This is a genomic window from Streptomyces sp. NPDC006140 (assembly GCF_040628815.1).
Lineage (GTDB): Bacteria > Actinomycetota > Actinomycetes > Streptomycetales > Streptomycetaceae > Streptomyces.
The window spans coordinates 1-26,067 of sequence record NZ_JBEXTS010000025.1; the positions used below are offsets into that span (position 1 = coordinate 1).

Annotated in this window: 29 protein-coding genes and 3 pseudogenes; 6 read left to right on the forward strand and 26 right to left on the reverse strand. The window is 70.9% G+C overall.

Annotation, left to right across the window (positions count from 1 at the left end):
- Together ABZ386_RS39165 and ABZ386_RS39170 are read left to right on the forward strand one after the other, a co-directional pair.
- Positions 1 to 84: pseudogene (locus ABZ386_RS39165) on the forward strand (IS5/IS1182 family transposase); the annotation flags it as partial.
- A gap of 829 nt (positions 85 to 913) precedes the next feature.
- On the forward strand, positions 914 to 1,801 hold the full coding sequence (locus ABZ386_RS39170) for a DUF5655 domain-containing protein (protein ID WP_356505924.1): 888 nt from the start codon (positions 914 to 916) through the stop codon (positions 1,799 to 1,801).
- 47 nt (positions 1,802 to 1,848) lie between these two features.
- On the opposite strand, the gene ABZ386_RS39175 is transcribed toward ABZ386_RS39170, so the two are convergent.
- Positions 1,849 to 2,961, reverse strand: a complete 1,113-nt coding sequence (locus ABZ386_RS39175; protein ID WP_355727009.1) for a DUF317 domain-containing protein — start codon at positions 2,959 to 2,961, stop codon at positions 1,849 to 1,851.
- 288 nt (positions 2,962 to 3,249) lie between these two features.
- Between ABZ386_RS39175 and ABZ386_RS39180 the strand changes: the two genes are divergently transcribed.
- From ABZ386_RS39180 to ABZ386_RS39190, 3 genes are all read left to right on the forward strand, one after another.
- Complete coding sequence (locus ABZ386_RS39180) at positions 3,250 to 4,452, forward strand: IS110 family transposase (RefSeq protein WP_355727011.1); 1,203 nt, start codon at positions 3,250 to 3,252, stop codon at positions 4,450 to 4,452.
- 137 nt (positions 4,453 to 4,589) lie between these two features.
- Positions 4,590 to 5,255 (forward strand): class I SAM-dependent methyltransferase, encoded by a 666-nt coding sequence (locus ABZ386_RS39185; RefSeq protein ID WP_355727013.1) that lies wholly within the window; start codon positions 4,590 to 4,592, stop codon positions 5,253 to 5,255.
- Positions 5,252 to 5,545, forward strand: coding sequence for a sulfurtransferase TusA family protein (locus ABZ386_RS39190; RefSeq protein WP_355727015.1), 294 nt, complete (start codon positions 5,252 to 5,254; stop codon positions 5,543 to 5,545). The genes ABZ386_RS39185 and ABZ386_RS39190 overlap by 4 nt, the downstream gene beginning before the upstream one ends.
- Before the next feature lie 86 nt (positions 5,546 to 5,631).
- Here ABZ386_RS39190 and ABZ386_RS39195 read toward each other — a convergent pair whose 3' ends face one another.
- The 25 genes and pseudogenes from ABZ386_RS39195 to ABZ386_RS39315 all read right to left on the reverse strand — a co-directional run bounded on the left by ABZ386_RS39195 (position 5,632) and on the right by ABZ386_RS39315 (position 25,457).
- Positions 5,632 to 5,817, reverse strand: coding sequence for a hypothetical protein (locus ABZ386_RS39195; RefSeq protein ID WP_355727017.1), 186 nt, complete (start codon positions 5,815 to 5,817; stop codon positions 5,632 to 5,634).
- 66 nt (positions 5,818 to 5,883) lie between these two features.
- Positions 5,884 to 7,002 carry a DnaB-like helicase N-terminal domain-containing protein gene (locus tag ABZ386_RS39200; RefSeq protein WP_356505921.1) on the reverse strand — a complete coding sequence of 373 codons (1,119 nt, stop codon included), beginning with the start codon at positions 7,000 to 7,002 and terminating at the stop codon, positions 5,884 to 5,886.
- Complete coding sequence (locus tag ABZ386_RS39205; protein WP_355725417.1) at positions 7,002 to 8,273, reverse strand: DNA cytosine methyltransferase; 1,272 nt, start codon at positions 8,271 to 8,273, stop codon at positions 7,002 to 7,004. The genes ABZ386_RS39200 and ABZ386_RS39205 overlap by 1 nt, the downstream gene beginning before the upstream one ends.
- Positions 8,270 to 10,060: a TraM recognition domain-containing protein gene (locus ABZ386_RS39210; RefSeq protein ID WP_355725414.1), complete on the reverse strand. Its 1,791-nt coding sequence runs from the start codon at positions 10,058 to 10,060 to the stop codon at positions 8,270 to 8,272. The genes ABZ386_RS39205 and ABZ386_RS39210 overlap by 4 nt, the downstream gene beginning before the upstream one ends.
- A gap of 338 nt (positions 10,061 to 10,398) precedes the next feature.
- Positions 10,399 to 10,653, reverse strand: a pseudogene (locus ABZ386_RS39215) (DUF317 domain-containing protein); the annotation flags it as partial.
- 1 nt (position 10,654) lies between these two features.
- Positions 10,655 to 10,870: a hypothetical protein gene (locus tag ABZ386_RS39220; protein ID WP_355725411.1), complete on the reverse strand. Its 216-nt coding sequence runs from the start codon at positions 10,868 to 10,870 to the stop codon at positions 10,655 to 10,657.
- Positions 10,867 to 11,379, reverse strand: a complete 513-nt coding sequence (locus ABZ386_RS39225; RefSeq protein ID WP_355725408.1) for a hypothetical protein — start codon at positions 11,377 to 11,379, stop codon at positions 10,867 to 10,869. The genes ABZ386_RS39220 and ABZ386_RS39225 overlap by 4 nt, the downstream gene beginning before the upstream one ends.
- Before the next feature lie 73 nt (positions 11,380 to 11,452).
- Entirely contained in the window at positions 11,453 to 12,271 is an 819-nt protein-coding gene (locus ABZ386_RS39230; RefSeq protein ID WP_355725405.1) for a DUF317 domain-containing protein, read from the reverse strand.
- Positions 12,262 to 12,618: a hypothetical protein gene (locus ABZ386_RS39235; protein WP_355725402.1), complete on the reverse strand. Its 357-nt coding sequence runs from the start codon at positions 12,616 to 12,618 to the stop codon at positions 12,262 to 12,264. The genes ABZ386_RS39230 and ABZ386_RS39235 overlap by 10 nt, the downstream gene beginning before the upstream one ends.
- 28 nt (positions 12,619 to 12,646) lie before the next feature.
- Positions 12,647 to 13,450 carry a DUF317 domain-containing protein gene (locus ABZ386_RS39240; protein WP_356505918.1) on the reverse strand — a complete coding sequence of 268 codons (804 nt, stop codon included), beginning with the start codon at positions 13,448 to 13,450 and terminating at the stop codon, positions 12,647 to 12,649.
- Complete coding sequence (locus ABZ386_RS39245) at positions 13,447 to 13,830, reverse strand: hypothetical protein (protein ID WP_355725139.1); 384 nt, start codon at positions 13,828 to 13,830, stop codon at positions 13,447 to 13,449. Before ABZ386_RS39245 ends, ABZ386_RS39240 begins: the two co-directional genes overlap by 4 nt.
- 275 nt (positions 13,831 to 14,105) lie before the next feature.
- On the reverse strand, positions 14,106 to 14,513 hold the full coding sequence (locus ABZ386_RS39250; RefSeq protein ID WP_355725142.1) for a hypothetical protein: 408 nt from the start codon (positions 14,511 to 14,513) through the stop codon (positions 14,106 to 14,108).
- A 14-nt stretch (positions 14,514 to 14,527) separates the two neighbouring features.
- Entirely contained in the window at positions 14,528 to 15,178 is a 651-nt protein-coding gene (locus ABZ386_RS39255) for a hypothetical protein (RefSeq protein WP_356505915.1), read from the reverse strand.
- Positions 15,175 to 15,933: a hypothetical protein gene (locus tag ABZ386_RS39260; protein WP_355725148.1), complete on the reverse strand. Its 759-nt coding sequence runs from the start codon at positions 15,931 to 15,933 to the stop codon at positions 15,175 to 15,177. Before ABZ386_RS39260 ends, ABZ386_RS39255 begins: the two co-directional genes overlap by 4 nt.
- A gap of 23 nt (positions 15,934 to 15,956) precedes the next feature.
- Positions 15,957 to 16,652, reverse strand: coding sequence for a hypothetical protein (locus ABZ386_RS39265; RefSeq protein ID WP_355725151.1), 696 nt, complete (start codon positions 16,650 to 16,652; stop codon positions 15,957 to 15,959).
- 13 nt (positions 16,653 to 16,665) lie between these two features.
- Complete coding sequence (locus ABZ386_RS39270; protein WP_355725154.1) at positions 16,666 to 17,511, reverse strand: relaxase/mobilization nuclease; 846 nt, start codon at positions 17,509 to 17,511, stop codon at positions 16,666 to 16,668.
- Complete coding sequence (locus tag ABZ386_RS39275) at positions 17,508 to 17,933, reverse strand: hypothetical protein (protein WP_355725157.1); 426 nt, start codon at positions 17,931 to 17,933, stop codon at positions 17,508 to 17,510. Before ABZ386_RS39275 ends, ABZ386_RS39270 begins: the two co-directional genes overlap by 4 nt.
- Positions 17,934 to 18,032: 99 nt before the next feature.
- Positions 18,033 to 18,530 carry a hypothetical protein gene (locus tag ABZ386_RS39280; RefSeq protein WP_355725160.1) on the reverse strand — a complete coding sequence of 166 codons (498 nt, stop codon included), beginning with the start codon at positions 18,528 to 18,530 and terminating at the stop codon, positions 18,033 to 18,035.
- A 45-nt stretch (positions 18,531 to 18,575) separates the two neighbouring features.
- Positions 18,576 to 19,844, reverse strand: coding sequence for an MFS transporter (locus tag ABZ386_RS39285; protein ID WP_355725163.1), 1,269 nt, complete (start codon positions 19,842 to 19,844; stop codon positions 18,576 to 18,578).
- An 18-nt stretch (positions 19,845 to 19,862) separates the two neighbouring features.
- Positions 19,863 to 21,042, reverse strand: a pseudogene (locus tag ABZ386_RS39290) (hypothetical protein).
- Entirely contained in the window at positions 21,039 to 21,497 is a 459-nt protein-coding gene (locus tag ABZ386_RS39295) for a hypothetical protein (protein ID WP_356505912.1), read from the reverse strand. The pseudogene ABZ386_RS39290 and the gene ABZ386_RS39295 overlap by 4 nt, the downstream one beginning before the upstream one ends.
- A 304-nt stretch (positions 21,498 to 21,801) precedes the next feature.
- Positions 21,802 to 22,545 carry a glycosyltransferase gene (locus ABZ386_RS39300; RefSeq protein WP_355720479.1) on the reverse strand — a complete coding sequence of 248 codons (744 nt, stop codon included), beginning with the start codon at positions 22,543 to 22,545 and terminating at the stop codon, positions 21,802 to 21,804.
- 48 nt (positions 22,546 to 22,593) lie between these two features.
- Positions 22,594 to 23,088, reverse strand: coding sequence for a hypothetical protein (locus tag ABZ386_RS39305; protein WP_355720473.1), 495 nt, complete (start codon positions 23,086 to 23,088; stop codon positions 22,594 to 22,596).
- Between the two features lie 163 nt (positions 23,089 to 23,251).
- On the reverse strand, positions 23,252 to 24,319 hold the full coding sequence (locus tag ABZ386_RS39310) for a hypothetical protein (protein WP_355720470.1): 1,068 nt from the start codon (positions 24,317 to 24,319) through the stop codon (positions 23,252 to 23,254).
- A 214-nt stretch (positions 24,320 to 24,533) separates the two neighbouring features.
- Positions 24,534 to 25,457 (reverse strand): hypothetical protein, encoded by a 924-nt coding sequence (locus tag ABZ386_RS39315; RefSeq protein WP_355720467.1) that lies wholly within the window; start codon positions 25,455 to 25,457, stop codon positions 24,534 to 24,536.
- Positions 25,458 to 25,575: 118 nt separating this feature from the next.
- Between ABZ386_RS39315 and ABZ386_RS39320 the strand changes: the two genes are divergently transcribed.
- A complete protein-coding gene (locus tag ABZ386_RS39320) occupies positions 25,576 to 25,797 on the forward strand; it encodes a hypothetical protein (protein ID WP_355720464.1) in 222 nt (73 codons plus the stop codon).
- The last annotated feature ends 270 nt before the right edge of the window (positions 25,798 to 26,067 follow it).

Here is a 26,067-nt window from a genome sequence, read left to right on the forward strand (position 1 = left end):
CGCGTCTTCCGCAGAGCCCGCTGCAGCCCCAACCGCATGACGGCCATGGCCGCCGCCGTCCTCACCCTGGAGCGTCAACGCTGAAAACGCTCACTGAGCGACTGCCAATGCACGAGCCGGAAGGGAAAGGCTGTTTCGCTTTCCTGCAGCTCTCATTAGCTCCAGTAGGTCACGAGGGGCGCCTGCCTGAGAAATCAGCCCAGGGACCCTAGCTGCGACACCAGGACCACGTGTGTCCCACAGAAAGCAATTCCGCGGGATCGGACAATTGGGATTTCTTCCGCCTGGCTCCGTAAAACCCCAGGTCAGGTCAGGGGTGCGGACAGCTGGGCTCTCACGGTCAGGCCAAAAGAGTAACCACCTGCCAGACGTTTGGCGTTTCTGCGGGCTGTCGACCACATTTGGGCAGGTCAAGTGTCGTTCTCGGGCAAGAAATGAGGCTTGCCTACAGGTCTGGGCCGGAGTCGGAATTTCGTCGCGAGTCTGGCCATCGGGCGCTGCGCGCGAAGCGTCCTTGACCTGCGGAAATGCTTCAACAGGTGGACTGGTCGCGTCGTTCGGGTTGCCACGGGGGCGAAAAAGAGTAACGGTCAAAAGGCCGTGTGGGTTTGGGCGGGTACGCAAAACTGCATACGTGTATTTCTCCAGGTCAGGAGTCTTTTCCGGAGTGCTCCCGGCAGGATTCGAAACTGCGTACACGGCTCCGGAACTTTTCGCAGGTCAGCGGGATGCGTGACGAAGCGTTAGCCGTGCTATCCCGCGCATGTCCCGCGATCTAGAAATGTCCTATTCTAGCCTGTATGCCTCGATTCTAGTGGCCCGGAGATCTCCGGGACCAGGCTGCGGAGTACCGGAAATAAATTCGGCAGCCCCTGCTGTTGAGTGTCGGCACACTGGCTGCACGGGAGGGGCGGTGCCGGACCTGAAGCTCTATAACACGAATGGCGGCGTGACTGAGGTCGCGCCGCGTCTTGCTGATGCTGAGGCCGATGTGCAGAGCATCGTCGAGGGCAGCATGGAGAAGTTGCTCGGGGTCCGGTTGCTGGCAAGCGAGTACAGCACCGGCCCGGTCCACGGTGGCCGGATCGACTCGCTGGGCCTTGACGAGAACGGGGCTCCAGTGGTCGTCGAGTACAAGCGGGGTGTGGACTCCGGCGTCATCAACCAGGGGCTGTTCTACCTCGGCTGGTTGATGGATCACCGGGCCGAGTTCCAGCACCTGGTCCGCGACCGGCTCTGGGGCACGACCGCGGCCCAGGTGCTGTGGAGTGCGCCCAGGCTGATCTGCGTCGCCGGCGACTTCACCCGATACGACGTGCACGCCGTACGCGAGCACCGGCGCAGCATTGACCTGGTCCGCTACCGATTCTTCGGCAATGACCTCCTTGGTCTTGAGACCGTGGCTTCCGTCACCGGGCGCCCGCCGGCCGCCAAGCGGGTTCGCCGGCGGGCGGCCGGGCTGCCGCCGGTGCGCGGGCACAGTCGTGCGCTGGCGGAGCTGGCGGAGGCGGTCGATGAGGTGTTGCTCGGCCTCGGGGACGGCGTCAGCCGGGTGCAGCGCAAGCAGTACCGCGCGTATCAGCGCCTGCGGAACTTCGCCTGTGTCTGCCCGCCGCAGAAGACCAAGCTCCTCGTCTACCTCAAGGCCGATCCGACGGATGTGGACCTCGTGCCCGGCTTCACCCGGGACGTGACGGGGCTCGGCCACCACGGTACGGGCGACGTGGAGGTGCAGTTGCGGTCCGAGCGGGACGTGGAGCGGGCTGTGGACCTCTTCCGCGCGAGCTACGCGGCGGGGTAGCCGCCTTGTGTAGCTGTGACGCGGCCAAGTGTTCGGGCAATGCCCCGTCAGCGGGATCGGCTGAGCTGTGCCGTGGCTGCTGTCGGAGGTGGCGCCGTGGGGGTGGTGGTGAGGTGCACGGTGGGCTTCACCTTCACGGGGGTGTGCGTCCGGATTCCGGTGCCATGGGCGAGGTTCTCGGCGAGGTCGGCCAGCAGCGCGGCGGGTGTGTAGGGGGAGGCCGTGATGGTCCAGGTGCGATGGTCGATGCTGGGGCCGGCCCAGAGGGTCCAGGTGGCGAGGGTGCTGTGGGGGTTCTGGGCGGCGAAGGCGTCGAATTGGACGCCGATGTCGCCTTGGAGGGTTTCCCAGCGGATCCAGCGTCCGTCCACGGTGTGCTTCCAGCCGGCGTCGGTGAGGGGGCGGGTGGCTGCGGTGACGGTTTTCTCGGTGGTGGAGCTGCCGATGGCGGTCTCCCAGGCGTCTTCGTCGGCGAGCCCGTTCAGAAGGGTCTTGAGGACGGGAGCTGGGGTGGCGCCGGTCATGGTGAGGTGCCACATCCGGTCGGAGACGGGTGTTTCGTAGGCGGCGACGGTCCAGGCGGTCTCGTGGGGATCGGCCTCGTGGACGCGTTCGATCCGCAGGGTTTGTGATTCGTGGATGGCGTGGGTGGTGTCGTCGGTCCAGGTCTGCCACTTCTCCCATTCGCTGTGGGAGTCGATGAACGCGTCGAGGAGCGCGTCGTGGTCACCGGCATCGGCCAGGTAGGCCGGGACGGTCTCCGGCTCCGGACGGGCCGGTTCGGCCTTGGCTGCGGTGAGGGAGAGAGGGGCGCGGGCCTCGGCAGCGGCGCGTTCGGTGTCGGTCAGGGGTGCCGGGCCGGGGCGCATCTCGGCGCCGTGGGCCTTCTCGAAGGCGAGCAGGGCCCCAGCGGGTGAGTCGAAGGTGTCGGTGACCTGGCGCAGGTGATCCTCGCCGTGGAGGTAGACGGACTTGCCGTTGCGGTGGAGGTAGGTGCCGACCGCGACGGTGGTGTGGCCGTCGGGGGCGTGGGCGTGGATGAGGAGCTGGCCGTGGCGGATGTCGTCGTGGATCTTCTGCGCCTGATTGGAGACCTCGCGGATTTCGCTGCGGGTGCACCACGGCATCGGATAGTTCGCCCAGGTCCATTCCTCGTCCATGGCCTCCTGGAGCCGAGGGGTGGTCTCAACGGTGATGCCGTCGGCGGACAGGTGCTTGGCTGCGTCCTTGGCCCAGTAGGGCTCCGTAAGTTATTGGGCGGCCCGGGAGGGCCGGATGTGGCTGAGTAGGGCCTGCCAGTAGTGGCTAGCGAGGAGTGGCCGTCCGGCTCTTCGGGGCGCCCTGGCTGCTGATTGAGATGTGCGCGCTGTGTGCGGTCGCTGATTACGGAGCGGACAGCGGGGTGTTCCTCGGGCCGGCGGAATGTCGTGCGGAACGAGGAGGGGCGAGTGAGCGAGCGGAAGGCTCAGGTCTGGGCCGGTGTCGATGCCGGTAAAGGCCATCACTGGGCGGCAGTGGTCGACGAGACCGGCGCCACGCTTTTGTCGAGGAAGATCGAGAACGACGAGTCGGCGATCCTGACCGCGCTCGGCGAGATCCTCGACCTGGCGGACCAGGTCCACTGGGCGGTGGACATCTCCGGGACATTCTCCGCGCTGCTGCTGGCCCTGCTCGCGGCGCACGGCCAGCGGGCCGTCTACGTGCCCGGTCGAACGGTCAACCGCATGTCGGGCGCCTATCGGGGTGAGGGGAAGACCGACGCCCGCGACGCCTACGTGATCGCCGAGACCGCCCGCCACCGAAGCGACTTTGCCGCGATCGACGTGCCCGCCCAGCTGGCCGCCGACCTTGCGCTGTTGACCGCCCACCGCTCCGACCTCGTGGCCGACCGAGTGCGGATGATCAACCGCATGCGTGACGTGCTGACCGGCGTCTTCCCCGCCCTGGAGCGGGCTTTTGACTACTCGTCCCAGAAGGGTGCGCTGGTCCTGCTGACCGGCTATCAGACTCCGGCCGCGATCCGCCTCCGCGGCCGGGCGAGGCTGACGGCCTGGCTGGCCAACCGCAGTGTCCGGGGTGCCGACACTGTCGCCGCGACCGCGCTGGAAGCCGCTCAGGCCCAGCAGACCGCGCTGCCCGGCGAGGACGTCGCCGCGCAGATCGTCGCCGACCTGGCCGAGCAGATCCTGGCCCTGGACGACCGGCTCAAGCGGATAGACAAGCAGATCCGCGAGACGTTCCGCGGGCACCCGCAGGCCGAGATCATCGAGTCCCTGCCCGGCATGGGCCCGATACTCGGGGCCGAGTTCGTCGTCGCGGCGGGCGACCTGTCGGCCTACGCCGACGCCGGCCACCTGGCCTCGGCAGCCGGGCTGGTGCCCGTCCCACGGGACTCCGGTCGCCGGACCGGCAACATGCACCGGCCCAAGCGTTACAGCCGCCGCCTGCGCAGGGTTTTCTACATGTCCGCGCAAACCAGCATCATCCGTGAGGGGCCAAACCGGGACTTCTACCTCAAGAAGCGCGGCGAGGGCTGCAAGCACGTCCGAGCCGTCATCGCCCTGGCTCGCCGACGAGCGAGTGTGTTGTGGGCTCTGCTGCGTGACGGACGGGTCTTCACCTCCACCCCACCGGTTAGGCAAGCGGCTTGACTGTCCTTTAACAGCGAACCTGGACTGTTTGCCAGTGAAGTCGGACCACGGTTCCACCGCGCCCGGGTGCTCCGAGACCGGGGATCTAAGCTGGTCACGGCATTGACCGGGGGATGGAAGCAGGAAGGCGCTGCGGCGTGGCGAACACTGAAGACGATCTGGCGGGCGCGCAGCGCGAGCATTGGCAGGGCACCTACGCCGCCCACCCGGGCATGTACGGCGAGCAGCCCTCCACGCCGGCGGTCCACGCCGCTGAGATGTTCAGGGCCGCTGGCGCGCGTGAAGTGCTGGAGCTCGGTGCCGGGCATGGCCGGGATGCCCTGTACTTCGCTCGCGAGGGCTTCACCGTGCAGGCGACCGACTTCAGCCCCGTCGGCCTGGAACAGCTGCGGCATGCCGCCCGCACCCAGGACGTCGCGGGGCAGGTCACCACTGCCGTCCATGACGTCCGTGAGGCGCTGCCGCTGCCGGACGACTCCGTGGACGCCGTGTTCGCGCACATGCTGCTCTGCATGGCGCTGTCCACCCAGGAGATCCGCGCCCTGGTCGGCGAGATCCGCCGCGTCCTGCGGCCCGGCGGCGTACTCGTCTACACCGTCCGGCACACGGGCGACGCCCACTACCGCGCCGGCACCGAACACGGCGACGACATCTACGAGCACGGCGGCTTCGCCGTCCACTTCTTCGACCGCGACCTGGTCGACGCCCTCGCCGACGGCTGGACCCTCGAGGAGGTCCACGCCTTCGAAGAAGGCGACCTGCCCCGCCGCCTGTGGCGTGTCACCCAGACCCTGCCCCGATGACCCCCGAGCCGATCCCGGCCCCGGACATCACCGTCGATGGCACTGGCCTGCTCTGCGTGACGCTCCTGCTCCGCCTCCGCGCCCGCATCGCCACCGCCGGACCCGGCGCGATCGTCCACGTCCTCGCCACCGATCCAGCAGCGCCCCTTGATCTCCCCTCCTGGTGCCACCTGACCGGGCACGAATACCTCGGCCGCGTCCCCGGCGCCCAGCCGGTGTACGCGCTGCGGCTCACCCCTGACGCCGCGCCCACCCGGCCTGACGCACCTTGGCATCGGGCTGACTCCTGACCGCCGCACGAGTCACCCGAACCGATGAGCTGGTCCCACTCCGCTGACAAACGGTCCAGATTCGCTGTCACCGGACATTGACTTGGTCATTGAGACTCCTCGTGGTCGATGCGGACCAGGACCAGGAGGTTGTCGGCGACGACGGTCCAGTCGGCTGCCTCCAGACTCAGGTGGGCAACGTGGGCCTGGGTGCCGGTCAGGACGGCAGTCACGGCGCTCGGATGGGTGGGGTGGGTGTCGAGGCGAACGTGGGCGTCGATGGTGGGAGTCACGTTGGGGTGTCGTCTCTTCTGCCGGTGGCCGGGCCTTCAGGTCCGGCCACCGGCTTGTGCGGGGTGCTATCGGGTTGCTTGCGCGGCGCGGCCGGTGTACGCGGCCGTCGTTGTTGGCGGGCCGGCACGGGTGGTGGGAGCCGGTCGCGGTTGCGGCCTCGGGACCGTTCCGGTGGCGTGCTGCCAGCGGGTGTGGACGGCGCCGATGTCGGCGAGGGAGCGGCGGGCGCCGACGACGAGCTGGAACGGGGTGTTCGCCGTGTCGCCGGCGTACGCCTCGATGCGCCGGCCGGTGCGATCGGCGGTGGCCAGGAGGGAGCGCTGCAGTGCGCGCTCGCTCCAGTGCTCCACGGAACCGGCCGGTTCGGCCAGCAGGTGGAGCACCTCGCCCGGTTCGCTTCCGTCGTCGAGCAGGCCGCGTTGTTGGGCCTCCCACAGGACGGTGACGGGGTCGACGGGCTCGCGGTGGCGCGCCAGGGCGGTCAGGCACTGCCACAGGCCGGCGTGCAAGGGCAGGGTGAGGTCGTCGGGTAGTAGCCACCGGACGGACTCGATGTCGGCGGGGTTGGCGGTGGCGGTCGCGAGCAGCATCTGCTCCTCCTCGACCGCCTCCGTGTAGTCGGGCGCGACGGGCGGCGATGGTGCCGCGGTGCGGGGCAGCACGCCTGCGCGCGGCGGGAAGCGGGCTGCGATGTCGTCCACGACCGCGGCGAGCGCGTCGGCCTCGGCGAGCACCGCCTGGACGGGGTGCGGGAGGGAGACATCGTGGACGGTCTGGACGAGGCGTTCGGCGGCCGTCTGTAGACGGCGGCGGGCATGTTCGGCCTCGACCATCCGCGCGTAGGCAGGCGCGTGGCGGGGCCAGGGGCAGACCTGGACGAGGGTGTGCAGGTACGAGGCGGTCAGTCCGCGCGCCTGCTCGCGTCCCGTGGCGAGTACGCGGTCGAGCCACTTGGTGTTCTTTGCGTGCTCGGCAGGGTCGGGCAGTGGCAGGGTGGTGATCGCGGCGTACAGGGCGGCGTGCGCGGCGGTGGAGAACGAGTCGGCGGTGATGCCGCTCACGTCGTCCAGGCGGTACGGGTCGAGGAGGAGGGCCCCGAGCAGGGCCTGTTCGACGTGGAACACCGGCTGGGGCGGTGCGATGGCGTCGAGGTCGTCTTCGTCGGGGTTGGGGGCGTGGGGCATCAGGCGGCGAGGGTGAAGTCGTCGGGGTCGAGGGTGACGCCGAGGTGTGGGGCGAGGAGGTGGCCGGCGAGCAACGGGGGCACGGCGTTGCCGATCTGGGAGAACTGCTGGCCCTTGTTTCCGGCCCAGGGATAGTCGGCGGGAAAGGTCTGCAGGAGGCCGGCCTCGCGGGCGGTGATCCGGATCGGCTCGGGAACCGCTGGCGCGTCGACATCCGTGGTCGGCGGTGAGGCGGGCTCGGCGATCCAAGTGCACTCGTTCGCGCGGTGCCCGAAGAACAGCGTGCCAGCCGGCTCGGACAGTGGACGGACGGTGGCGTTGGCCTGATTGTTGCTGCGCAGGGACCAGGACCAGCGGTGGGCCTCGGCGGTGAACGTCGGCGCCGGAGCGTCGGCGGCTCGGTTCTCGCGTGTGCCGTGCCGGGCCGCCCATCGGGCGCCTTCGCGGCGGGACTGCAGGACCACTCCGTCCGGCCGGGACATCCAGGTGCCGCGCTCACGGGCGTCGGACAGCGTCTTGCGGGAGCCCGATGGGAACGGTTCGGGTCCGCCGCCGGGTCCACCGCCCGCGCAGACGGTGGGGACGGGCCGGTCGGTCGCGCCCCATCCCAGGGCCTCGGCCATGCTGACCCAGCGGGCGCGGCCTGGACCGAACAGCGACTCCGGTTCGGCCAGTTGGGAGTGCGTGGGGGTAGGAGGCTGCGCCGTACGGACGCGGGAGGCCAGGAGTATCGCCCGCTTCCTGGTCTGTGGGACGCCGAAGTCGGCCGCGTAGAGGATCCCGTACCAGACGGAGAACCCCCACCCGCGCAGGACGGCCGCGTACTGCTTCCACAAGGGCAGGACGTGCGGCACTTCCTCCATGGCGACCCAGTAGGGCTCGCCGACCGTGTTCAGGGCGTACAGATAGCGCATCGGCTCGGCTGCGAGCAGGGAGCGCTCGTCACGGCATGCGGCGAGGAGGCGTTCGCGGGAGTCGCGTCCGGCGGCCAGGTCCTCGACCGCCGCGTGCACCAGCGGCTGGTCGAGCAAACCGAGGCGCTTGCCGGCCATGCTCCACGCCTGGCACGGAGGGGAAGCGATCATTCCGCGGGTGCGGCCGATGAAGGGCCAGGTCGGATACATTGCCACGTCGGTGCGGATCGTCAACTGCCCAGCCGCAGCCCGGGTCTTGCACGCCCACTCGTCCCATTCCAGCCCGATGTCGCGCACGCCGAGGACGTGCAGTGCCCTGCTCCAGCCGCCCGGCCCCGCGAAGAGGTCGAGTATCACGTGGCCAGCCCGAAGTCGGACTGTGTCGGAGCGTGCTTCGCCACGGCCCGGGCGGTGATTGCCTGCGACGCGCGGGCGGACGCCGCGGACAGCTCCTCCGCGCCGGGCTCCCGGTACCACGGCCGAAGGTCGAGCATGGCGGCGCGCATGCCGGTGGCGAAGCAGAGCGCAGTGCCCTTGGTCAGGGCGCGGATCGCGTCGGCGGGCAAGATACGCTCCTGCCGCATCGACACCGACGTGCTCTTTCCGGACTCTGAGTGCGAGGTGGACGTGGTCTCCACGTCGTGGTCACCGATCAGGCGGCTGAGCTTGTCCGCGAAGTCCGGGTCGTCAATACCGCTGCCGATCACCTTGACAGTCGAGGCGGACCACATGGCGTCCATGCCCGCGTCTCCCCAGACCTTCTGGCCCTGGCGGTAGGACTGCAGGATCGTGATCGGGATGATCCCGCGGCTGCCGAGATGGGAGTACAGGTCCGGCAAGTCGCTGATCTTGCACACGTTGGCAGCCTCGTCGAGGATCGCCAGCATGGGCGGATCCAGGCGCCCGCCAGCACGTTCAGCCTGCGCGGTCGCGGCCCGCATCACCGAGTCCGCGCACGCGGCGATCAGCGCCGAGGCTCCGCCGCCACCGTCCTTGCTGAGCAGGAACAGCGTGTCGGTCGACGTGACGAACTGCTCCGGGCGGAATTCCGGGACCTCCTTCTGCGGGGTCACCCACGCGGCGATTTCCGCGTTCAGGAGCGCGGAGGCGTACTGCCGGGCGGTCTCGTAGATGCCGTCCCTCGTTTCCGGGGGGCCCTCGACGGTGCCCTTGAGCTGAGCGGCGACGGCGGCGAAGTCGTGGTCGCGCAAGATGTCCAGCGGAGTGCGGTCGGCGGGGAAGGCGAGCCACTGCATGATGTCGGTGATGGGCCGCTCGTCGAGCGCCGCGGCCAAGAGCAGCTGGGACAAGATGTTGCTGCCGGCCTTCGACCAGAAGTCGCCCTGCTGGGAGGCGTCCACCGAGGCCGCGAGGAAGTGTCCGGCCAGCCGGTTCGCCCCGTCCAAGGTGGTCGCGCTGGCGAGAGGGTTCCACCACATCTCGCGGGCGGCATGCGCGATCTGCTGTGGATCCATGGTCCATACCGCCCCCACCCGGGCCCTTGCCTCGTAGGCGGTGGTGAAGGCGTCGCCGGCAGCCTTGTTCGACGTCAGCAGGACCGGGCCGGGTGCGCCGAGCATGGACGGGATGGCGAGCGAGGTGGTCTTGCCGGACCGGGGCGCCATGATCGCGACGGCGACGTCCTCGAAACCCATCCGTACCTCGTGGCGGCTGCCCTGCAGGTTGCCGAGAAGGATGCCGGTGTCCTTCGCATCGATGTGCTTGCTGTCCTTCAGGCTGGGACGCAGGGAACGGGCTTTGTCGGTGATCGCCTTGGCCATCATCGGCTCGATGTCCCGGGCCTTGGCCATGGCGGTGATCTTCTTCCGGCCGCCGCTTCGGTTCTTGTGCCGGGCCCACAGGACGCCAGCCCCTGCCCCGAGAGCGAGGAGCAGGAGAACCGGGACGATGCGGGCACCGAGCAGCAGGGACGTTTCTCCTGCGTCGGGCCAGACCTGCTCGGGGCTGAGCAGGGCGTTGGTCGGCTGGTAGGGGGCCCAGCTGGTGCCGGTGAGGTAGGCGGTGATGTTGCCGGACAGCCAGGCCAGGTGGGACAAGGGGACGACGACGGCGAGCACGCCGAGGAGGAGGCGCAGGACGAGGTCGTATCCGTCGGTGTTGCTGCTGGAGGAGGAAGGGGGCAAGGGCAATGTGCTTCCGGGCGGGGAGGGAGGGGGAACGGCTGCGGCCGTGCCTGGGCGGCGCTGGCCGTGAGGGGATCGAGGCCGTCGGCGCGGTGGAGTGCCGGGCAGCAAGTGAGTGAACGCGGTCTTCCAGCGCGCCGGCGACGTACACGACGAGCACGTCGGTCGTCCGGCGGATGACGACGTTCGGGTCGAGGGTCGGCAGACTGCGCCCGCTGTCGGTGCGGTGCACGGGCTTCGGATCGCCGAGCGCGGCGGCGAACGCGGCGACAAATTGGCGGAGTGTGCGCACCGAAGCGGGCCTGCCAGACCTTCTGGTGCATGCCGAGGGTGACCGTGACGAACCAGGTTTCCGGATCAGCCGGTGTTCCCAGCCGCTCGACGTACGCCGTCTTGTCGGGGGAAGCAAGGCCGTTGTCGCCGGACGGTGACCAGCCGGCCTGGTGGAGCGCTCCGTACGGGTCGCAAGGCGCGTCAGCGGCTGGGGCCGGGTCGGTGAGGGCGTCGGTGAAGGCGGCGATCAGTTCGACGGGCGTGCGCGCGCCGAAGCTGGCGTACCAGGCGGGCCGGTCCGGCTCGGCGACGTGGTGCAGGTCACCACTGGTCGTCGGGGTCGGGCTCCGCGCGCAGGAGGACCTTCTGGTCCGGGCTGGAGAGCAGGACGCGTGGCATCAGGGGGTCGTTGCCGTGGCTCCATCCGTAGGCACGGTGGAGGGGAGCGGTGATCCAGGCGGGGTCACCGCTGCCGGCGAGGTGGCGCGGGGTGATGAAGTCGACCTCGACGGTCTCGGGAGTCGGGGCCCTAGTCACTTCCGTGCCGCGGTTCGTCGCACGGGTGCGAGGGCAGGCATGGGAACCAGGGATGAGGGGGCCTTGCGGGCTGCGGTGTTGATCTCCCGGAGCGCTTTGCCGTGGGTGGCCCAGTCGTCGAGGTAGCTCCAGGATTCGGCGTGATGTTCGGCGAGGGCGTCGTCGAATTCGGCGGTGCCGGGCTTGGCGGTGGCGGGCAGGGCGTCGCGGGTGAGCAGCCATTGCTCGTGCAGTTCGTCGAGACGGTCGAGGGCCGTGTGCAGGACGCCCAGTTGGTATACCCAGCGGCTCTGCACCGTGTTCTCCGGCAGCTGGGCCAGCTGTGTCTCGGCGGTCGCCAGCAGGTGCCGGGCGCCGTAGCGGAGCGGCTCGAACGCCTCGGCGGTGTCGGCATCGCGCTGGCTCTTGCGCATGCCGTAGGCGTGGTCGTCGTAGGGCCAGCCGTCGAGGCCGGTGTGCTCGTCGGAGTAGGCGTCCCAGGCGTCGAGGATCTTCTGGCTGTCCCGCACGTAGTGGTCGAGGTGGCGCAGGAAGTCGCGGTGTGCGTGGTGGTCTCGGGAGATGGGGAGGGGTCCTGTCAGGTCAGCGGCGAGCTGCCGGGTGCGCGGTACTGGCGTGCGCCGGGATCGTCGCGGGTTTCGTCTGCTGGCGGCGGGTTGAACGTGCCTGGGCGCGCAGATGCTTGATGCGCGTGGCGTGGGCGTCGACCACCTGCTGCGGGCGCAGCGGGCTGGGCTCCTGTACGGCGCTGTAGTGGCCGGTGCGTTCGAACATGCCGCGCTGGAGCGGGCTGCGGTCGGTCAGCGCGGTGAGGAACGTGCTGACCAGGTGAGCGGGGGTGTGCTCGTCGAGGTAGGCGTGCCAGATGCACGGGCCGGAAAACTCCCCGTGGCCGGGCTCGCGGGTCTCGATGTGCCAGGACGACCGGTCGTGGAATTCGCTCGACGGCCGCAGTTCGATGTGACACATGGAGTCCGGCGAGCGCGCGCCGTCTGGCTCGTGGTGCCATCCTGCCGAGGTCACCTGCTGCCACGGGTCCGGCTGCTGTGGCGGCGGGGCGATGAGGGCGTCGGTGAAGGCGGCGAGGACCTCGGCGGGCACGAGCTCGCCGAACTCGGCGTACCAGCCGGGCTCGGTGCCGACAGGCTCCGCCCGTAGCCGCCACCACGCCGAGGTGCGGGACTGCGGGTCGAACTGGAGCCGGTGGCGAAGGTCAGGGCTTGCCAGGATGATCTCGGCGCTCAGGGGGTCGGAGACGGCGTTCCATCCGGCGGCGGCCAGGCCGTGGGTGACGTGGCGGGCGTCTCCGGGGCCGGCGAGGTGGCGGGGGCTGGTGTCGTATGGGATCTGCACGGCGTGCTTGTCGGCGAAGGCGGCGAGCTGCCGTTCACTCAGCGGCACCAGCAGCACCCCTGCTCGCTCGTCGGCGAACTGCCGTACAGGCCACGGAGATCGTCCAGCACGTAGTGGAGGGTGTGCTGGTCGGCCAGTTCCCACGCGGCCGTGCGCAGCTCGGTGATCAGCAGGTCACCCTGCGCCCTGCGCGGCGCGTCAGGGTTCTCCTGAACGGCGCGGGCGAGGGCGCGCAGCGTGTCGGCGAACTGGACGGGCAGGCCCGTGTACTCGTCGAGGAGCGGCTCGACCAGGGCGAGGGCTTCTGCGGGGTCGGGGTTCTCGCGCAGGAAGTCGGTGAGGTCCGCCAGCGTTTCGGTCAGCGTGCGGATGGTGTCCGGGGTGAGTGCGGGCATCGGGCTCCTCGGGGCGGGTCTATTTCGGTCAGCGGCGGGTGCGTGCGCCGCCGGCCGGGGTGTAGGGACGGGCGCTGGTGCGCGGCCTGGTGCTACGGGCGCCGTTGCGGGCCCAGGCGGCGGCGCGGGCGGCCGTGATGCGGGCCTGCTGCCACGCACGGAGCTGGGAGGGCTTCACGGACACCGACCAGGTACGAATCTGCGCGCTGTGCGGCACGCGTCCGCGCGGGCGCATCACGGGGACCGGGCTGGCGAGTTCGGTGGAGAAGGCTTGCACCAGGTGCATCGGGGTGTTCGGCGTGAAGTTGGCCGTCCAGCCGTTGCCCTGCTTGTCCTGCGCTCCGGTCCACCACATCACCGCCCCGTCGGGGCTTTGCCGATACTGCATCCACGCGCTGCCGTCGGGGCTCGTCGCCATGTAGTCCTGGCCCTCGAAGCGCGTGTGCCAGTTCTGCTCCTGCAGAGGGGCCCAGACGTTGGGGGCGTGGGCGGAGCGGTGGCGGGTGAGGGCGTCGGTCAGGCCGGCGACGATCTCCACCGGCGTTTGCCGGCCAAGGTGGGCAGACCACTCGCCGTTCGCTCCGTCTGCGTGGCCGTGGATGGTCCATCCGCCGGGGAGGACGTAGGGGTCGTAGGCGATGCGGACGGTGCGGTCCGGGCTCTCCATGCGCAGGGGGCCGCCCGTCTTGGACTTGTCCCTCCAGCCGGAGGCGCGCAGGAACTCCGAGACGTGCCGGACGTCGCCGCCGCCGGCCAGGGCGCGGGGCTGGACGAGGTAGTGCTGCTCGGCCTGCTCGTCGGGTCCCCAGCCCTGCCACTGCTTCTTCTTCACCGGCGGCGCCGGACGACGAGCGGTGCGGGTGCCAGGGGCTTCGCCGCCGTAGTGGCGGGCGGGGCGCCGACGCGCTGAAGAGCGTCTTTGTGTTCGTCCAGGTCGAGGGTGATGTCGCCGAGTTCGTTCGAGGCACGGCCCAGGGCGAGCCACACCTCCGCGGGGAGCGCGCCTCGCTCTGCCTGGTCCTTGGCGAACACGCTGCCGGTGGCGACGAGGTGGGTGACGCCGCCGAGGACTCCGGTGTCCGGGTCGAGCACGCGGGCGATGACCTGAGCGGCCTGGGGCGGGGGAAGCTGAGATAGGTGGTCGGCGAGCTGGCCGAGCTGGCGGGTGATCTCGTCGGCCAGTCTCACCGGGTAGGGGGCGGGGTGGGACATGCTCCTCCGGGGCGATGGACGGTCAGTGGTGGTGGCGGTGCCCGACGCGCTGTGTCTCGGCGAGGGCGGCCTCCGGGCGGGCGCCGGCCAGCGGGGAGGTGCGGTCGGGGCCGGTCGGAATACAGGCGCGCAGATAGCGGCGGAAGAGGGCCGTGGCGAGTCGGGGCTTGAGCCGGTTGCTGATCGGTGGGGGTGTGCGGGTTGCTACGGGTTTCTCCGGGTCTCGGGTGGTGAGGCGGGCGGTCCCGGCGCGGTGCCGGGACCGCCCAGGCGCCTTACGGGGTGCGGCGGGCCGGGGTTGCAGGCGAGGGGGAGCCGATCGGTGCCTGTTGCCGCACGGCAGGGCGGCCCGCTCGGGTGCGCAGGTCCTGCACGGCCTGCCGGTAGGCGGATTCATCGAAGACGTCGGGCGTGCAGTTGACCTCGTACCCGGCCAGGAGCAGGACGGGGATGGCGCGGGTTGCCAGCCGCTTCTGCTCGCTGGCGTCGAGGTGTTCGGGCACGGTGTGCCAGATGTAGAGCGGCGCGTCCGTGGGGTATGCGTGGCGTTCCAGGCCGAGGTGTTCCAGCAGGTCGTGGAGCTGGGCGGGGGCGCCCGTTGGGGTGTCGGCGTGGATGGTGGTCGTCAGAGCCTTCATGTAGATCTCGACGTCCGTGCCGTATTCGTCGGCCAGGTTGGCCATGTGGTTCTCCGGGGTCAGCGGCGGCGGGATTCCGCGGGCTGGGCGCGGCTCGGCGGTGGTGAGGTAGTGGCCGGCCGCGGCGCGGGGCGCGCGGCGTGGTTGCGGGCGTGGAGGATGACGCGTGCTGCCTCGCTCATGGAGGTGGCGGTGCTCCCGAGCCGTGCGATGGGATCGGGTTCCCCGGCGGGCGCGGCCCCTTGGAAGTCGCTGGCGGCGATCCAGGCGCGGACGACGACCTCTCTGGCGAGGGGCAGCAGCCCGTGGACGGGGGCAGCGATCTCGGTCAGGACCTCGGCCACCTCGCTGCTGGTTGTGGCGGCTGCGGCTCGCTCAGCGAGGCCCGCCAGGTAGCGCAGGGCGGCCTCACGTTCACCGTCCGGTGCGACCAGCATGTTCAGCGTGGGGTCGAGGTGGACGCTGTGACCGGCGGCGAGCAGGGCGTGCGAGGCTGCGGTCGCCTTCCGGCGCTGCTGCTCGACGGGCAGGCCGTGTGGAAGCCGGTGATAGTCCCCGCGCGGTCCGGGAGCGGAGAGGAAGCCGCCGGTTCGCTGGAGGATGTCCGCGGCCTTTTCGGTACCGCCGATGGCCACGACCAGGTCGGTTCGGGGGTCCTTGGTGATGGTGACGTACTCCAGCACCCAGAGGTCGGGCTCCGTCTGCTTCACCGAGACCGGGTGGCCGGCGTACGGGGACCGGCCGGGACGGGCGGCACGGAAGCGGCGGCGGTGGGCGCGGTCCGGCCTGCGGGATGCTGCAGAGCGGTGCCGATGCCGAGCGCGTCGAGGCGCGGGCCGATCTCGCGCAGGGCGCGGGCCTGGGCCTGGGTGTCGTCACCACTCAGGCGGTAGATGCCACTCTGCGGGTCCTGGACGAAGCCGTGGGCCATGAGGACAGCGGTGGCGCGGTCGTCGGCGGGGGCGGTGGCGATGCTGCCGTCCGGCTGCCAGGTCAGGACGACCCGGTCCGGCTGGGAGGGCTGGATGCCGCCGCCCAGGGAGTTGTGACGGACCTGGGTGAGGGCGCTGTCGTATCGGGCGAGCAGGTCGCCGGTGACCTGCTCGGCGCTCAGGAACGGGTCATCGGCCAGGGCGATGCCGTTGGGCTCGGGAACGCCGCGGAACGCTTCGTCGGGCAGGGCGTGCGGGGCGACGGCGGCGATGAGGAAGCCGTCGCGCTCGTCGTGCCGGTCCAGAAGGACGAGCTGCGCACCGTCCTGTCGGCTCAGGACGGCGGCCTGCTGCAGGGGGTGCTCGGCGAGAGAGGCGGCGACCAGGTCCAGGTCCCAGATGCGGTCGGCGAGTTCGGCGAGGTCGTCCTTGGCGTCGGCCGGCAGGTGGGAGCTGGTCCAACTGTCGGGGAGTTCGCCGGCGAGAACGTCGGCGTACGAGGCGAGGCGCTCGGAGGTGTCGGGGTCGTGCATGGTGTCCTTCGGCGAGGTGGGAGTCAGCGGCGCAGTCCGGCGGCCATCGGGGGCGGCGGGACAGGGAGGGTGCGCGGCGGTGGCGGGCAGGCGCACACGGCAGAGCGCTCTTGCTCGGTTGACGGGACTTCCCCGGTGCAGATGCTGCGGCCGGGGTGCGGGGCATGCCGGTCGGCGAGCTGGTTGCGGGTCTCGGAGAGGTCGGTACGGATGACGCGAAGGTGCTCGTCCGCGAGGTAGCGCAGCCGCCGCGCGATGTAGGGGTCGGCCGCCTGGCCGAGCCCGTCGTGGAAGTCGGCGGTGGCGGTGAGGACTTCCTCCAGCGCGGCGAGGACGCCGTCGTGGGCGGCGGTCAGATCGGTCAGCGCATCGGCCGCCTCGTCCGTAGTGGCGGCCTCGCGAAGGCGCTCGGTGACGTGGGCAATGGAGGATCCCAGCGGCAGGTAGCTGGCCGGACGCGAGTCGGCGTCGAAGTCCGCGTCGCAGTCGACGTGGTATCCGGCTGCCCGCAGGCGGGCCACGGCGTCGGTGGCCAGACGGGACTCGTCGTCCTCCGCTAGGCCGGTCGGGGCGCGGTGGTACGTCTCATGGACGCGGACGACGGCGACGAAGCCCGCGCGCTGGAGGATGCTGTGTGCCTCGGAGTCGCCGCCGCGGGCAAGGAGTTCGTCGGAGTGCGGGTCGCGGCGGATGTCCAGGAAGCGTTCGGTGCGGGGCAAGGAGACGTTTCTCCTACGGTGATCGGTGGGCGTTGTGCCGGACGGCGTCCGGGGCCGGGACGGCACGGGGCTGGACCAGGCGGGTTGCGGTGGTGTCCAGGTCCTGCTGGATGGCGTGGAGGCGGCGGGCGATCAGCTCCAGGCGGTGTGCCGTATCGGTGCCGGCTGCTCCCGGCTGGCGGGCGATCCGGTGCGAGGCGTGCTCGACGAGTCCGCGTACCGCTGCCAGAGGGCCGGCCTGTTCGTCGGCGAGCTGCGTGAGGATGGTCGCGAGCTGGGCCGACGCCGTGAGCGCCGCGCGGACGGCAGGCCGTGAAGGGGGGTCGGATCGGACAGGGATCAGGTGGAGGTCCTGTTCGATGCGACGCGCCTCCTGTGCCAGGCGCCGCAGTTTGTCTGCGGGAGGAGCGTGCCACGCGCCGTCGAGATGGATCAGGTTGGCGATCAGGTCGAGGCGCCCTGGCTGGGCTTGGACGGCGATCCACCGGCAGCCATGTTCCTTGCCGGGGATCTCGATGCCGACGGCTCGTGCGAGCCGTTGAGCGACCTCGGCCCACTCCGGTCCGGTCAGTTCCCGGTCGTCGGGGTGAAGGCGGATGTCGAGGTGGAGGATCGCCCGCCGGTCGTCGTCGGGGCTGGCGGCGAACGGGTGCTCCAGGTAGGGGTCTTCGAGGTGCTCGGCCCACTGGACGGACGTCCAGGTCTTCTGCTCGTCGTCCAGGGTGAAGTAATCCAGGCCGGGCCAGTGGGCGACGATCGTGTGTTCCGTCAGGCCCTCGTTCGGTGAGACCGGCCGCCCCAGTGCCTCTTCCAGCGGGTCGTGGGGCCGGTGGGTCCGCTCGTGCAGGCGGGGGATCAACGGCCGCTCCGGATGTCGGCGATGTGCACGAGTTGGCCCAGGGCGGTGGTGGTGTACCAGCCGCAGTCGATCAGATCGTCGCGGTCGGCGAACCGTGCGAGGAGGGTGTCCTCCATGGCCCGCAGGTAGATCAGGCAGTCAGGGCAGCGGCGTGAGAGGTGCACGAGGTAGCGGGGGTGGGCGGTGACGTAGGACTGGGCGCCGCCGGTCGCATCCCGCAGCCGCCACCCGTCCTCGTCGGTCGGGGTGTGCCAGGAAGGGGCCACGACGCGCATCGCGTTGCCCCACAGTTCTCCGCCGGCCACTCCCTTCAGGACGACGACGGTGTCACCGGCCTGGAAGTGGGCGTGGGTGATGTCCCGGTCGGGGGTGAGCGGGTCGGGCGTGGGTGCGAACGCTGAGGTGGGCGGGGGTTGGGACATGAGTTCCTTCCGCGCGATTGCTGGCGGGGTGGGAGCATCAATAGTCCGGAGGAACGCCGGTTTGGCTAACCGGCGTTTCCCGGCTATGTTGCCCCGCCCTCAGCGGAACGGGTTCTCCGTCCCGCGGTCCGCCTCACTGGCCGCGTCGAGGAGTTCGAGCAGGTCAGTGCCTTCGGCGTCGCGCTGGTCGATCCACCATCCGGCACGGGTGATGGAGCGGGCCTTCTCTTCCAGCTCCGCCCAGTCCGCCTCGTCCCACGTGCCCTCGATGACAAGCGCGGTGTGCGCGGCCGTCATCAGCTGGTGGCGGGAGCGCTCGCCCCAGGCCAGGGCCTTCTCCGGACCCTCCAGCTGCGGCATGTCGAACTGCTTGGCCCACGCGACGGCTGCCTCCTGCTCCTCGGCACGCTTGGTCGCGAGCCACTCCTCCTTGGACTCGTAGTCGGCGTCGCGCGCCGCCTTCCAGCAGTCGGTGCAGTCCTTCGACGCGAGCCAACGGGCAAAGCCCGCCCGCTTGTCGGCAGGGCGATTGGAAAGGTCATGATCCACGCTGTGGGAGCAGGCGTGCTCCACGGTCCAGTGCGTACGCACGGCCATGATTCGATCTCCTCAAAGGGGTTGCAAGGTAGGGTCGCGCCCTGATCAGGACGTCTTGTGCCGGCCTCGGAGTGGGCGGAGGTGTCGGCCGCGCGGCCGATGCTCGGCGGGGTGGAGCTGTCGGCGCGCGGCGAGAAGGACGGCGAGGGCGAAGGCCGCGCCGGCGGCGGGGAGCGCCGCGCTGGCCAGCGTCTGCTCGGCGAGGCGTCCGGCCAGGGCGGTACCGGCGGACTGTCCGACGCCGATCGAGAGGATCAGCCATGCGTACGCCTCGCTGGTCCGGCCCGCAGGGGCGAGGGCATCGGTGGTCACGTAGGCGCAGGCGACCACGACGGTCAGCAACGCACCAGGCACGGCGACCGCGGCGGTGGCCGCGAACGGCGCGGGCTGGGTTGCGAGCGGGAGCCATCCGGCGAGGAACGCGGCGCTGGCGATGATCAACCGGTCGGCGGTGGTCCGACTCCAGGTGCGGCGCCCGTAGACGAGGCCGCCCAGGAAGCTGCCGGTGGAGAACGCGGCGGGGATGATGCCCGAGAGCATGTCCTGTTCGTGGTGCTCGGCTATGGCGATCGACCACACATTCATGGCCCCGATCGCGAACCCGATGCCGGTCAGCGAGACGAACAGGAGCAGCAGGCCGGGGCTGGTCAGCTGTCCAACGTCACCGTGCAGGGTGCCGACTGACGGCGTCGATCGCCAGCGCCGCGATGGCGGAGCGAGGACGACCACGGTGGTGCCGGCCAGGCCGAGGACGGCGGTGACGGTGAGCGCGACGCTCGGGTTGTACGCGGAGGCGAGGGCGGCGACGAGCAGGGGGCCGACGATGTACAGGAGGCCCTGCGTGCCGGTGTCGAGGGCGAGCGCGGCGTGCCGAAGGCGGGCGTCGAGCAGCACGCTGGGCCACAGGGCCCGCAGCCCGGCCTCCAGGGACGGGGTGGTCAGGCCGGCGGCGACGACGAGGGCCGTGGCGAGGCCCGGTCCGCCGTACGGTCCCGTCAGCGGGAGGGTCACCAGGAGAGCCGAGTTGAGCACGGCGGCTGGAAGATGCACCGCCGTCTGGCCGTGGCGGTCCATGAGGCGTCCCTTGACGGGCTGCACCACCGAGGAGGACAGCCCGTACAGGGCGCTGAGCAGTCCGCCGAACGCGATGCTGCTGCCGCTCGTGGTGGCCCACAGGAGGATGGCGACGGGCGCCATGCCGTTGGGGAGTCGGCCGGTGAGGGTGCCGCCGAGGAGGCGGGCGACGTACGGGCTGCCCAGCACCGCGCCGTAGGTGATGCGCGGTGCCGGGGCAGGGGGTGCGGTCGGGGACAATGGGTGCTTTCTCGGGGTCTAGCGGTGGCGGGCGGTCGTGCTGGCGCGGGGTGGCGGCGTGGGCGGGGTGGTGTCCACGGCCGGGCGCGGGCGGGCGCGTACCTACGGGGGTGCGGTGCGGGGGCAGGACGGCGACGGTCGCGCCGAGGTCTTCGGCCGCCTCTTCGACTTCACGGGTGAGGAACTCGATCTGCCGGCCCAACGCTGAGAGGCGGGCGGCGATCTGGCGGCCCTGCACGGTCTCCAGGGCGCTGGCGAACTGGCTGCTCGTCTCCAGGAGTTCCTGCAGGCGGACCATCGGACCGGCGGCGTAGCCGCGCTGGACGGCTCCGAGGAGAGCGTTCGATGCGTCACCGGCGGTGTGGCCTTCGACGGTGTCGCGGATGAGTTCCTGCAGGGACACCTCCGGGGCCGGTGCCGGGCGGTTGAACCGGGAGACGTCTGCGCGCAGGATGCCGGGCGGGACCGGAGCGGGCAGGGCCTTGCCCGCCTCGTACTCGTGGGCGTAGTGCCCGATCACCTGCCAGCCCGGTACCCCCGGATCGCCGCGCAGCGCGACCACCGTCGAGTCGTTGTCCTCGACCAGGTAAGCGAGGGTGATCGGCTGCCCGTCGGCGGCATACCACGACTCGGTCAGCTCCAGCTCGCCGCGCCGCTGCGCGGCCTGGGCCCTCTCGGCCCACATCTGCTGCTCCTCGTCGGTCAGGGGAGCCTCGTGGTGCTGGTCGGCGAGGTTGCTGGCGATAGAGCTGTGGTCCGCCCAGGCGGTGAGGTGCGGCCACAAGGCCGCGTGCTGAGTGCGTTCGGCCTGGGAGCCAGGGGCGGCCGGCCGGTCGAGGGCCCGGCGGATCTCGGCGGCGGAGGCAGCCAGGCCGTCCAGGACGGCTCGCCACCCGGCCAGGTGCCGGACGGGTAGCAGCTCGTCGAGCACGAGGCGGGCGGCATCGAGGAGAGCCTCGGCGTGCGGGGCGAGGTGGGTGGCGTACGCCTCCACCGCCGCCTTGTCACGGTGGGCTCGTGCGGCTGCGGCGGCGCCCGCGTGGACGGTACGGCCGTAGCGGTCGCGTGTCATGTCGAGCGCGGCCTCGGTCTCGCTGTCGATGACCGCCATCCGCAAGCGGAAGTCGCGTGCCCCGTTGGCCAGTTCGGGAGCTGTCGGCAAGGGGCCGTCGGGGGCCGGGCTGCTCGCAAGTGTCATCGGGGCCGCCCGCCGGTCGCGGCCGTCAAATGGACGGTCGGAGCGTACGTGGGCTTCGGCGGGATCGGCCGGGCCGACGGAGGGGAGGTGGTGGGCGGTGCGGAGCGCTGCGTCGTCCGGCCGGCGGCGGCCTGGGCAAGCCGGCTGCGGCGCTCCTGGAGTCCGTTGGGCCGGACGGGGCGCGGCGGGCTGGCCGAGAGGGACGGCTCGAGGCGGATGTCGGCCTGCACGGTGTAGCCGTGGCGGCGCAGGTCGTGGACGGCTTGGCGGGTGCGGCGGACTCCGTCGCGCTCGGGTTCGCTGAGCCGGTAAAGGCCGGGTTCTCCGGGAACGGGCTCGAACTGCTCGCGCTCCAGGTACCAGTGGGCGAGGTGCGCGGGCAGGGCGGCGGTGAAGGAGGCCACGAAGCCGTGTTCCTCGTGGTCGCCGAAGGCGAAGTGGGTGCCGGGTCGCAAGGGGGCGGGGCTCTCCTCGGGGCGTGGGGCGGAAGGGTCAGGGGCCGCGGTGCGCGGGCCGGGCCGCGGTGAGGGGGCGGGCTGGCGCGGTGACGGGCAGGGCCGGGCGACGATGGGGCGCGCTGATGCGGGCCTGACGAAAGGACGTTTCGCCGCCGGTGAGCCACGTCTCGATGGCCGGCCACGCGCGTGCTCGGCGCTCCTGCTCTGGCACGGAAGGGCGGTGTGCGCCCACCAGTTCTGCTCGCCCGAGGCGATCGCGACGATCCCGGACTCCCGGCTGTGCGACAGGACGATCTGCGCCTCAGCCACGGACCAGGTTTTCGCCACCGCGCAGGACGGCGCGCAGGCTGCGGCCGTACGCCCAGGCGTGCTCCCGGGCAGCCGCCTCCAGCCGGTCGTATCCGACCTGGGCCGTCATCTGCCCGTCCCACTTGCGGTACCTGTACACGGGTACTGGCAGCAGGATCCCGGGGGCGAGAGCGGTGACGCCGAGGGCCGCGCAGTAGTCCTCGCCCTGGACGAGGCCGCCCATCGGAGCGGCGCGCACGAGGTCGGTGCGGGCGAGGATCGTGGTCGGCCCGATGGGGATGGTGTCCGCAGGCGACTTCCAGTACGTCCACACGTCACCGGCCTCATGCCGGCCGGGCGGCGTGGGGCAGCGCCACAGGGTGGTCGAGCCGTCGGGGTGCTGGTCCTCGCTCCAGCCGGCGCACCAGCCGACTCTCGTCGACTCCAGGGCGTTCAGCCGTACGGCCATCGCATCGTCGGGGAACAGGTCATCGTCGTCGGCCCAGTTGGTGTACGGGGTGCATACGTGAGCGAGGGCCAGGTTCCTGGCGCAGGCGGCGCCGACCGGACGGGGCAGCGCCAGCGTGCGAACGCGCGGGTCCCGCGCGAGCGGGGCCGGCAGACGGTCGGGCGAAGCACCGTCGAGCGCGATCACGGCCTCCCACGGCACGGACTGCCGGGTGAGGCTGGCGTGCATGGCGGCCAAGTAGTCCAGCCGGTCTTCGCGCAGGCGGCTTGCGATGACGACGGTGATCAGGGGCGTGGTGTACGGGGGCAGAGAAGGCTCCGGGAAGACGAGAGGGACCTAGCGTCGGACGGCGGGGCGCGGGGCGCCGGCCTTCGCCGGGGCTGCGGCAGGAGCGCTCTGGGGCTGCCTGCCGCGCGATGCCCGCATGGCTGACGGGGAGTCGAGGGAGGACCAGGCCGCCGGGTGGTCGTTGAAGGCGGTGCGCGGGTCGGTGGACCAGCTCACGATTGGGCCGATGTCCTCGTGCAGGAGGCTGATCACCTCGACGCCCTCCTTGTGCAGGACGTACCCCCACTGCATGTCCTGCTCGTCGGCGGTCGTGTCGGTGACCGACATGCGTTCCGGGGGTGAGCCGTCCGGGGTGATCAGGTGGTCGAGGGTTCGGCTGGGCCAGTGCTCGCTGCCGGTCAGCGCGGTCACGAGTGCGGGTGGGACGTCGTCGAGGAGATCGGTGCCGAGTTCGTCCCAGCCGACGGCGACGTCGTCGATGAGGTGCCGGGACATGGCCTCGATGTTGCGTCCGAACTTGTACTGGTAGGCGGCCAGGAGCAAGGGGAGGTGGTGGCTGGGTACGCCGTCGAGCTGGACGTGGATGCCCGTGTATCCCGTACCGCGGGTGGGGCGGGCGATGAAGGAGCGTGTGGACAGGGGATTCTCCGGAGCGAGCGGGGTGCGGGGGCGGTTCGGCGGCCGTCACGGTGGCGCGCGGGTGCGTCTACGCGCGGTCGGACCAGGACGGGACCGGAGGGCCGGAGGCGTCGGTACGCGCGCAGGTGTAGCCGATCAGGCGGGAGGGCTCGGCCCGCGCGGGGACGGTGGCGGCGTCGTTGCACACGAACGTGTAGCGGACGGAGGTGCGGGGCACGTCGTGGAGCCAGGCCCGGTCGTCCTTGCCGGGATTGATCTGCAGGCCGGAGTGCGCCACGGCGTCGGTCTGGGTGTGCGTGTGGGAGAAGAGGATCAGCGCGCCGCCGTCGGTGGTCTTGAGGGCGTAGGCGTCCCTGTAGCGGTTGGCGGCGCCGGTGAAGACGGTGGTGCCCTGGGCCCCGAAGCGGGTGCCGGTCTTGTCGTGGACTTCGATCTGCCGCTTGCTCGCCTTGGTCGGTGCGAAGACCTTCGTCCCCGTGTTCGTGCCTCCGGTGGCGAAGTTGTCGAGGATCGCGGTGCGCAGCAGCTTGGCGTCAGCAGCGAGGTGCTTGTTGCCGTCGGCGGTGACGGCCGTTGCGTATCCGTCGTGGTCGAGGGCGATGTCCGGCAGGTCCGGGCTGTCGAGGTCGACGACGGAGACCATCTCCCAGCGCTTGTGCTGGGGGCGTTCGGCGAACACGGCCAACCGCGAGGGGGCCTTGCCCTTCTGGTCCGAGAGCGCGGCGGCGAACCAGCGGTTCTGTCCGGCTCCCAGGCGCGGGATGTACAGCTTGGCGTCCGCGGAGTCGTAGGACCACGGCTTGTACGGCTTGCGGTCTGCCGCGGGGAGCCCTTCGGTCTCGGTGTAGTCCGAGACGGACATCGCGTACAGCGGGCCGTCCTCGACCGTGTCGATCAGGCGACGGTCGCGGTCGGTGTTGGCCTCGTTGTTGATCTCCGAATAGCGGGTGATGACGTCGCGGGCCTGGGCGGCGCTGAGAGCGGGCACGGGCTTCGGGGCGGTGCTGGCGTGGGGCGTCTGCCGGGCATGGGCGGGGCCGTCTTCGCCGGCGCAGCCGGTGAGGGCCAGGGCGAGGCAGGCGGCGCCGACGAACAGCGGCAGGGTACGGCGAGCGGTGCGGATAGGGGGCTCCAAGGGTCTGCTGGGCGGATGGGGATCAGCGAGCACGACTGGTCGTGGGTGCTGTCTTCGGCGATGTCGGCGGAAGGGCCGCGCTGGCGGCGGGCCGAGTGGCGGAGGTTCACACCGATGCCCTTGGCCGTGAGCTGCTGGACCACGCCGTGGACGCGAAGTGCGCGACCGCTGTCCCCGTAGGCGGCGGGAAGGGGAGGGAGGCGGCGGTGCGGCGTCAGCGCATGTGCCGCGGCGGAGCTGATGGGAGGGCTCGCGGTGGAAGGGACGGTGCACGAGCCGGGGTGGAGGGCAGCCGCGGTGCGGGCGCGAGCGGGGTGAGGGCCCGCATCCGGTCCTCGGCCACATGCAGGACCTCTCCGAGGCTGCGGATCTCGGCAGCGGCGTCGGCGAGGTCGTAGGACAGGTCGAAGCCGTCGTCCTCCTCGGCTTCCTTGGCTTTCTCGCCGGCTGCTTCGAAGAACTCGCCGAGCTGTGCCAGCAGGCCGTCGGTGGGTTCCAGGATCTGATGCAAAAGGGCAGCGGCATCCGCGTGCGACTCGGCTGCGTTGAGCCGGTCGGTCAGATCGCGCAGCGCGTCGCCGTAGACGTAGGCGGGGTCGCGGTCTGGTTTGCCGGGGATGTCCCGGGACGGGGGCGTGGGCGTCGGTTGGGCCGGGTGCACGTGGGGGCTTTCGTGGGGCAGAGCGGGGTGCGGTAGCAGTCCGAGCTGGGCGAGGCGGAGGTCTATCGCCTCGATCAGGGGTTGGGCGCTGCCGCCGTGGCGGGCTTCGGGCCGCCGGTGAGCGCCGGGGTTGTCGGAGGGGGCGGAGTCGTAGAGGACCTCGAATAGCGTCTGGTCGTCGGGGTGCTCGCGGGTCGCGATCCAGCCCTCGGGGTCTCCGGGCGGGTGGTCGGAGGACGGTTCCTGCGGCGGACTGATGATCAGGTAACTGTCGTCGGGGAGCGAGACTCGCACGATGTAGGCGCTGAGGCCGAACTCGATGTCGCATGGCAGTCCGCGCGCTCGCAGCGGCGTGGTGATGTGCGCGTGGCGACGCCACAGCTCCTGCCACCACGGCATGTTCACGTCGCGGTGGTCGGGAAGTGGCGCGATCGGAGCCGCGCGGGCGTCCGTAGCGTTCGCCTCGTCAGCGGCCACGGATTCTCCTGCGAGACGCCGGTCGGTGTGACGGAGGCGTTCGGCGAGCGAGGTCGACTTCTGGCTTCGGAACCGGACTGGAGTCGAGTTCGTACTCGTCGTCGGCGGCGATCAGGTCGTGTTCCAGCTGGGCTTCACGATCGGCGACTTGCGCCATGAGGTCGTCGTGCTCGGCCTGGCACTGCTGGTATTCGGCCCGGTCGGCGTCGCTGAAATGAGCGGGGCGGTTCAGAGCATTCCTTGGGATGTGGGTGGATCAGGCTTCGGGGCAGGCGCGGTCAGCGGTGGCGACCGCCCGGCCTGGGTGGCGGAGGCGCCGGCGTGCCTTCCTGACGGGTGAGCGTCGCGAGGAAGCGTTGGAAGTCGAGGTGGTCGTCGAGTTCCTTGGCCGCGTCACGAAGGGATTCCGAGGTGCGCCGCAGGAAGGCGCGCGCTGAGGTGCTCGGTGAAGTGCGGGGCTGCGTGGCTCGACGTGGTCGCCGCCGTGCCGAGATGCTTCAGAACGGTGCTGCCGGCGCGGGTGGTGTGGTGTGGGCTCCGGGCGAAGTCAGTCGTGAGCCGGAAGACATCGCGGGAGAGGTCCTGTGCGTCGGTGGCGTGCTGGAGCAGC